The 8068-nt window shown below is 65.7% G+C and carries 7 protein-coding genes; 5 read left to right on the top strand and 2 right to left on the bottom strand.

Annotation, left to right across the window (positions count from 1 at the left end; genetic code table 11):
• From prmC to ABWP09_RS02820, 4 genes are all read left to right on the top strand, one after another.
• Window positions 1-844 (top strand): peptide chain release factor N(5)-glutamine methyltransferase (gene prmC, locus ABWP09_RS02805; protein ID WP_353203642.1); only part of this gene is annotated, 844 nt, incomplete at its 5' end.
• A 257-nt stretch (window positions 845-1101) separates the two neighbouring features.
• Complete coding sequence (locus tag ABWP09_RS02810) at window positions 1102-2169, top strand: DUF4167 domain-containing protein (RefSeq protein WP_353203643.1); 1068 nt, start codon at window positions 1102-1104, stop codon at window positions 2167-2169.
• Between the two features lie 90 nt (window positions 2170-2259).
• The gene (locus ABWP09_RS02815; protein ID WP_353203644.1) at window positions 2260-3717 is read left to right on the top strand and encodes a DUF4139 domain-containing protein; all 1458 of its coding nucleotides are present in this window, start codon (window positions 2260-2262) and stop codon (window positions 3715-3717) included.
• 147 nt (window positions 3718-3864) lie between these two features.
• Window positions 3865-5385 (top strand): DUF4139 domain-containing protein, encoded by a 1521-nt coding sequence (locus ABWP09_RS02820; RefSeq protein ID WP_353203645.1) that lies wholly within the window; start codon window positions 3865-3867, stop codon window positions 5383-5385.
• 163 nt (window positions 5386-5548) lie between these two features.
• Here the strand turns inward: ABWP09_RS02820 and ABWP09_RS02825 are convergent, their stop codons facing one another.
• Entirely contained in the window at window positions 5549-5845 is a 297-nt protein-coding gene (locus ABWP09_RS02825; RefSeq protein ID WP_502959748.1) for a hypothetical protein, read from the bottom strand.
• A 68-nt stretch (window positions 5846-5913) separates the two neighbouring features.
• On the opposite strand from ABWP09_RS02825, the gene ABWP09_RS02830 reads away from it, so the two are divergent.
• Complete coding sequence (locus tag ABWP09_RS02830) at window positions 5914-6342, top strand: CBS domain-containing protein (RefSeq protein ID WP_353203647.1); 429 nt, start codon at window positions 5914-5916, stop codon at window positions 6340-6342.
• Window positions 6343-6442: 100 nt separating this feature from the next.
• On the opposite strand, the gene ABWP09_RS02835 is transcribed toward ABWP09_RS02830, so the two are convergent.
• A complete protein-coding gene (locus tag ABWP09_RS02835; RefSeq protein WP_353203648.1) occupies window positions 6443-7933 on the bottom strand; it encodes a lipopolysaccharide biosynthesis protein in 1491 nt (496 codons plus the stop codon).
• Between the last annotated feature and the right edge of the window lie 135 nt (window positions 7934-8068).

Consider the following 8068-nt stretch of genomic DNA (forward strand, 5'->3'; position numbering starts at 1 on the left):
CCCTCTCCCCCAAGGGGGAGAGGGAGTCAGGGCTGCGCTCGCTTCCGCAACCGCCGCCCTCGCCCGGATCAGCGAAACCCCCCGCCTCGACGCCGAACTCCTGATGGCGCACGCCCTGGGCATTTCGCGCGAAGCGCTGCTCCTCGCGCACCTCGACGTCCCCGAACCCACCGCCTTCGCGGCGCTGCTCGCCCGCCGTCTCGCGCACGAGCCGATTGCCTACATCACCGGCACCCGCGCCTTCTGGACGATCGAGCTCGCGGTCGGCCCCGGCGTGCTTGTGCCACGTGCCGATAGCGAGACGTTGCTTGAGGCAGCGGTCGAGCATTTTCGCGAACGCGCGCCGGCGACGATCCTCGATCTGGGGACGGGGCCGGGGACGTTGCTGCTGGCCGCGCTCGATCAATGGTCGGAGGCGACCGGGGTGGGGATCGATACCTCGGAGGACGCGCTTGACTATGCCAAGCGCAATGCTGCGATATTGGGCATGGCCAAGCGGGCGCAGTTTGCGCGTGGCGCTTGGGCGGCGGGGCTCGTCGGGCATTTCGACCTGATCCTGGCCAACCCGCCTTATATCGGCACCGGCGAAAGCCTCCCCGATGACGTGCGCGACCATGAACCCGCCATCGCCCTGTTCGCTGGCCCCGACGGCCTCGCCGATTACCGCAGCATCGCGCCGCAACTCCCGGCCTTGCTCGCCCCTGGCGGCGCGGCGATCCTCGAAATCGGCGCGACCCAAGCCGCTGCCGTCACCGCCTTGCTCGAAGTCCAAGGCTTTAGGGTCGCGCTGCGATATGACCTCGGCCGCAATCCGCGCGCGCTGATCGCGACATGGCGGACATGATTTGTCACCCCGCCGTCACAACATTCCGCTTGGAGATTGTGGGCGAAGCGGCTATTGCACGGCGCAGGGGCACGCATTTTCACAATAACATTTTGAAAATGGGCTGTTGTCCGCTCCTTTAGTCATGGCAACGCTGTCGTCCGGCGACCGTGGCAGGCTCTCTCCGCCGTGTGATCGGCGGGTGTCGGGCCGGGGGCATTTGCATCCATATTCTGGAGCACGGCCGGTTTGGTTTCTGAAGACAGGACAACAAGAACTTGATCAATAATCGTCAGGCCGGTCGCCGTCGCGGCCGTGGCGGGCAGCAGCAGCGCTCGTCGGGTGGCAATCCGGGTCGTCAGGATAGCGGCAATCGCATCGACAATCGCGCGCGCGGTAATGCCGCCCAATTGCTCGAAAAATACAAGACGCTTGCGCGCGACGCGCAGATGCAGGGCGACCGCGTCAACGTCGAATATTACCTCCAATTCGCCGACCATTATTTCCGCGTGCTCGCCGAAACGCGCGCTCGCTTTGAGGAAAATGGCGGGGCGGTCTCGACGCGGCGCATCCAGGGTGCGACGCTCGACGAGGACGAGCCTGATTATGAGGATGAGGGCGAGCGCGGCGAACAGCCCCAGCCCGAGCAGACTCGCGGCGACCAGAACCGTGGCCCGCAACGCGAAGGCCAAAATCGCGACTATCAGCGCGATAACCAACCGCGCGACGGCCAAAATCGCGATGGGCAGCAACGCGGCCAGCAAAATGGCTATCGCCAAGACGGGCGCCAAGACGGGCGTCCGGATGGTAATCGCGGTTATGCGCAGAATGGCAACCAGAACGGCAATGCCCAACGCGACCAGAATGGCGCGTCGGATGGTCGCGCTGATCAGCAACGCGGCAACGGCCAGGACTATGACAATCGTGGTCGCACGGTCGCCAATGGCAATGTGGCCGAGGGCGGTTCCGAGCGTCAGGCCGAGGCTCCGCGCGAAGAGCAGAATGAGCGCCCGCCCCGCCGCGAGCGGTATGAGCGGACCGAGCGCGTCGCGCGTCCGGCCGAGCCAGTCGAGCAGGAGGTGCCCGTCGCCGTCGCGGCCGACGCTCCCGAAGTCGCCGAGCCACCGCGCCGTGGCCGCGGTCGCCCGCGCCGCGAAGTCGCGCCAGTAGAAACCGATGCGCCCGGTCTCGAGAATGTCGGCTTTATGGCGGAACGTCTGCCGCCATCGCTGAATGTATCGGCTGTCGCCGAGAGCGCGGGCGACACCGATGGGGAGGACGTGGCCGAAAAGCCGCGCCGCCGCCGCGGCCGCCCACCCGCAAGCGCGGCCACGACGGCCGAGTGATCGCACACCGTGCGCGCGGTGCAGGCAGATATGGCATTGTAACGTACCTGTTATATCCATAGCCTAGCACCGCGACACGGGAGAGGCGCGATGGCACACGATATTGGGGTCCGGCTGACGTTGAGGGCCCTTGCGGCCACGCTCTTGCCGATAATCGCGACGCTGCCGATCGCGGCCCTTGCGCAGACCGCGCCCGAACTCGCGCCGGTGGCGAACCGCAGCGCGCAAGGTGATGTCGCGGTCACGATCTACAATAATGACCTCGCGCTGATTCAGGACACGCGCCAGCTCAGCTTGCCGCGCGGGCGCAGCGTCCAGGAATTCGCCGACGTCTCCGCCGCGATCCGGCCCGAGACGGTCACGCTCACGGCAGCGGGCACGGGCATCGTCGAACAGAATTTCGATTATGATCTGCTGTCGCCCGAAAAGCTGATGGACAAGGCGGTCGGGCAGACCGTGACTTTGGTCCGCACCAACCCCGCAAACGGTGCCGAGACGCGCGAAAGCGCCCGCATCCTCGCCAATAACGGTGGTACGGTGGTGCAGATCGGCACCCGGATCGAAGTGCTCGATCGCTATGGCGGGCGTGTGATCTTCCCGTCGCTCCCGGCCAATTTGCGCGCGCGGCCGACGCTGTCGGTGACGCTCGACAGCGCGAGCCCCGCCACGCGCCCCGCCACGCTCAACTATCTGTCGCGCGGGCTTGGCTGGAAGGCGGATTACGTCGCTTTGTTCGATGAGAAAGCGGGCAAGCTCGACGTGCAGGGCTGGATCACGCTGACCAACACCAGCGGCACCACCTTCGCGGCGGCGAAGACCTTGCTCGTGGCAGGGGCGGTCGGCGAGTCGAACAATGAAGGCTATCGCCCGAATTACCCGCGCCCCTCGGCCAGCCCGCGCGGCAATCAGGCCGGGACCGAGACGGCGGGCCGCGAACAGCTCGGCGATTTTTACATCTATCCGCTCGCCGAGCGCACGACGATCGCGAACGCGCAGACCAAGCAAGTCAGCTTCCTCGATGTCGGTGGGGCACCGGCGGCCAAGGCGTATTTCTATCGCAACCCGTGGCTCGGCAAGCGCGACGAGGCGGTGAGCGTCGATACCGTACTGAAATTCAGCTCGTCGCGTGACGGGGGGCTGGGCGATGCACTCCCGGCGGGCACGGTGCGCGTCTATATGCGCGATGCGCGCGGCAACCCGCAATTCATCGGTGAAAGCGCGATCCCGCACACGCCGATGGGCTCGAAACTCGCGTTGAAAACGGGCGAGGCGTTCGATGTGAAGGTGCTGCCAATGGTCGAGAAGCGCGAGGCGCTGTCGGCTACCCGCTGGCGCACGACGATGACCTACAAACTCACCAATGCGCGCGGCAGCGAGGCCACGGTCGAACTGGTGCAGGCTGGGCTCGACACTTATTGGCACGATACGAAGATCGTGAGCGAAAGCCAGCAGAGCGCGCGCGCCGATGCCGATGAGGCGGTGTGGCAGGTCAAGGTCCCCGCCAACGGATCGGCGAGCGTGACCGCCACCTTCGAAACGCGCTACTGAGCGGCGGCGGGCATGCGCCTGCATAGACAGAAACACTTCCCCGGCGCAGGCCGGGGCCCAGTCGCGAAACGCCGGAGGTTGGACGCAGCGCTAGCGTTTCTCGGGCTGCGATGCTGGGCCCCGGCCTGCGCCGGGGAAGGAATCCGGTTGACCGGTACGTCGAAATTCGGGGCGCTGACTGCGATCCTGACGGTCTTCCTTCCCTTCGCCGTTGCCGCCCAAACCATCTCACCCGCACCCGACACGGTCGCGGTGACGATCTACCGCGCACCCGATCGCGATGCCGATGAGGCGATCGATCGTGAATGGCTCCAAGGCTATGCGCTCATCACCGAGCAGCGCCGCGTGCGCATCCCCGCCGGGCGCAGCGTGCTGCGCTTCGAAGGCGTCGCAGCGGGAATCTTGCCCGAAAGCGCGATCGTCACCGGCCTGCCGCAAGGGGTCCGCGAGAAGAATCTCGATGCCGATCTGCTCTCCCCGCGCAGCCTGTTCGCGCGCAGCTTCGGGCGGCCCGTCACGATCCGGCGCGAGATCGCAAAGAAGGTCGTGGAGGTGCCCGGCATCATCCGCTCGGGGCCTGACGGCGCGGCGATCCTGCAGACCAAGGACGGGTTCGAGGCGGTCAATTGCGGGCCGCAGACCGACTCGCTGATCTATCCTGAGGTCCCGGCGGGCCTCTCCGCCAAGCCGACGCTGTCGGTCGAACTAGACGCGCCCGCCGCCGCTGACGTGACGGTGACCTTGTCGTATCTCGCCTGGGGCTTCGACTGGCAGGCCAATTATGTCGCGACGCTCCGCCCCGGCGGGCAAAGCGCCGATCTGATCGCCTGGGTAACGCTCGCCAGCAGCGACACGACCAGCTTTGTGGGTGCCGATACGATGGTCGTGGCGGGCAAGGTCAGACGCGAGGACCGCGCGCCGTATCGGCGCGATGGCCAGGCTGAGGAATTCGAGCTGCAGTGCTTCGGCGTTGCAGCCGACTACCCGATGCCCGCACCGCCGCCTCCGCCACCGGTGATGGCCCCGATGGCGATGATGGCTGCGCGCGAAGAGTCGGCAGACATCATCGTCACCGCCAGCCGTCGCGTCGTGCAGGAGGATTTCGGCGACCTGAAACTCTACCGCGTGCCCGATCGCACCACCGTCGCCGCGCTCGCACAGAAACAGGTCGCGTTGCTCGAAAAGCCCGCTGTCCCGGTGCAAGTCGTTTATGTCGCCAAGGTCGATTCGGATGGCGATGCCGAAACGCCGCGCATCACGCTGCGCTGGGTGAATCGCAAGGAGACGGGGCTGGGCGTGCCGCTCCCGGCCGGGCCGATCGCGGTGTTTCAGCCGCGCGGAGACACGTCGTTGCTGATCGGCGAAGGGTCGATCGACGACAAGGCGATCGGCGAGGACGTCGAGGCGCAGATCGCCGATGCGACGCAGGTCAGGTTCGACAGCGACAATCCCGAGCGCGGCAAGGATTGGGAGGCCTATGTCCTCACCGCCAGCAACGCCAACCCCTATCCGGTCCGCTTCGAGGCGCAGTTTCCGCTCGAGGATCAGGCACGCATGTCGCGGCTGACGGGCAAGCTCACGCGCAAGGACGGCAAGCTACTGTGGAGCGTGCAAATCCCCGCCAATGCCAGCCGCAGCTTCGGCTATCGCCGCGCCGATCGGGACTAAGCGGGCTGTCCTACAGACATTGCTCGGTGATAGCATCGCGATCGACGCTACCCCTTCGTGCCGCCGGCGTGTTGGATCGAAGCGACGCCGTCGCCCCGTTTTATGCCTAACCTTAGCCTAAACTTCCGGATTTTTGGTAAGGATTTCAACGCCGGTCCGAAGCTCAGTCGATCTCCTCAACCGCCTCATCATGCCCGCTGCCCGAACTCAGGAACACCAGCCCCATCAGCACCGCCGCCAGCATGATCGATCCGCCCGCGCCGCCGATCACCGCGAGAATCGCGACCCAGCCCATCGGGCCGTACACAGATTGCAGCACCAGAATCGCGGCCACGATGAACACCGCCGCCACCACCGCCATCCAGCCGAGAATGCGGCGGAAGCGCGCCCAAGCGAAGGCGGCATAAGCGGGGTCGGAAAGGCCCGGATTGGATGCGGGGGGAGTCGTCATGCTTCCCATATGCGCGCAAACGTGGAATCCTCAAGCATCTCCAGACTCGGACCCCCGAGCGGAGGCGGAGAGAGACGATGACGATCGCGGCAATCCTGAGCAACAAGGGGCGCGAGGTCATTTCGATCACCGCGCATCAAAGCGTCGGCGATGCGGTTGCAGTGCTCGCGACGCGGCGCGTCGGGGCGGTGCCAGTGATGGACGGCGCGAGCGTGGTCGGGATCTTTTCCGAACGCGACGTGATCCATGCGATCGCCGAATATGGCGCCGAGGCGATGGCGCGCAAGGTCGGCGACACAATGACCGCCCCCGCCATCACGGTCGGGCCGAGCGAACCGGTGATCGGCGCGCTGTCGCTGATGACGCGGCGTCGGATCCGCCATTTGCCGGTGATCGAAGGCGGGCGCGTGATCGGGCTGGTGTCGATCGGCGACCTCGTCAAATATCGCATCGACCGGATCGAAGCCGATGCCGAGGCAATGCGGAGCTATATTCAGAGTGCTTGAGCCATACGCGTTTAGCGCCAGCTAAACCTGAGACGGCGAAAGTTCGGACGGCCTCGCATCGCGAGGACCGACGACGCGGCTTTGCCGCGGCGGAATGCGTTCAGGCGGCAGCAGGGATCGGCTGCTTGCGCACGACCGCCAGCAGCTCGCGCAGGACCGCGCGCGCGAAGATCGCCAGCCAGCCAGCATAGACGGCCGCGCCGACGCCGACGAGAATCAGCAAGCGCGGTGCCGGATGCAGGACGGGCAGGATGTCATCGACCAGCGTCACGACCAGCGCCATCGCCAACGCAGCAAGCAAAGCCGGCGCAATCGCATCGGCAATCGCGCGCAGCGACGTGCCGATGACCGGTAGCGATCGCCACAGGCTGAAACCGAGGTAGAGCGGATAGCCGCAGATCCACGCGGCGGCGAGCCCGGTCGCCCCCCATTGCACGCCGATCAGGAAGCCGATCGCGAGGATCGCCGCGCCCGCTGCGCCGTTGCCGACGCCAATGCCGGGACGCCCTTGCGCGTCGCACGCCGGTTGCAGCAGCACTTGCAGCGTCATGAACGGCATGGCGAGCGCGAGCAAATGGACGACCGACGCCGTTTCGCGCCATTTCTCGCCCAGCACCGTCAGCACCAGCGGCTCGGCCGTCGCCGCCAGCCCGAAATAGAAGGGAAGGGCGGCGACCATGATGATCCGCACGCTGCGCGCAAAGGCGAAGGCAACGGCGGCGCGGTCATGCTGGATGCGGGCATAGGCCGAAAAGGCGACTTCGTTGAGCGGCGGCACGATCTTCGAGACGAACACCTGTGTCAGGAACAGGCTCTCGGTATAGATGCCCAGCATGTGCGGCGTGAAATGCCGCCCGGCGATGAACACATCGGCCTGGCTTTGCGCGAACCAGAAGAGCTGGCCAACCGCCATCACCCCACCGTAGCGCGCGATGCTGGCGGATCCGCGGAAATCGAAGCTCGGCCAGATCAGCGATTTGGCCGCGATCGTCATGCCGATCGCGCGCACGCCGAACAGCACCATCGGTGCGAACACCAGCGTCCAGACGCCGAGTCCAAGCACTGCGCCGGCCAAAGCGGCGCTGGCGCTCGCCACCGATGCGACGATGTTGACGCGTGCTTGCCCTCTGAAATCGAAGGTCCGTGACAGCAGCGCATAAGGGAGCGCGATGAAGGGCGTGGCGAAATACAGCAGCGCCTGCACCCGCAGCATGTCCGCCACGATTGGCTGCCGATAATAAGCGGCGGCGGCGGGGGCGAGGATCAGCACTTGCGCGAGCGCGAGTGTGCCGTTGAGCAGCAGCAGCATCCCGAACAGCTGGCGGATGTCGCGCGGGGTAATGTCCGGCTTCTGGATCAGCCCGCTCGCCAGACCATAGCCGTTGAGCATGTTGAGGAAGACCAGCACGACCCCGGTCATCGCGAACAACCCGTAATCGTGCGGGTCGAGAATCCGAATCACGAGGAAGGTGGCGGCCCATTGCACGAGCTGTGCGAGAATCTGGCTGCCCGAACGCCAGATTACGGCGCTACGGAGCTGATTCGACAGCGAATCGGCGGTGTGATTCGGGTGCTTAGCGGTGGCGTCCATCGATTTGGGACTAGCCGACAAGGCTTTAAGGACCCCTAAACCCGGGGATTTCTGCGGGTTTGACGCATCATTGAAAGAAAAGTGCAAAAAACCGTTTGACCGAATGGGACACCCCGACTAGAGACCACTCCACCG

The organism is Sphingomonas sp. (genome assembly GCF_040398505.1).
Taxonomy (GTDB): Bacteria; Pseudomonadota; Alphaproteobacteria; order Sphingomonadales; family Sphingomonadaceae; genus Sphingomonas.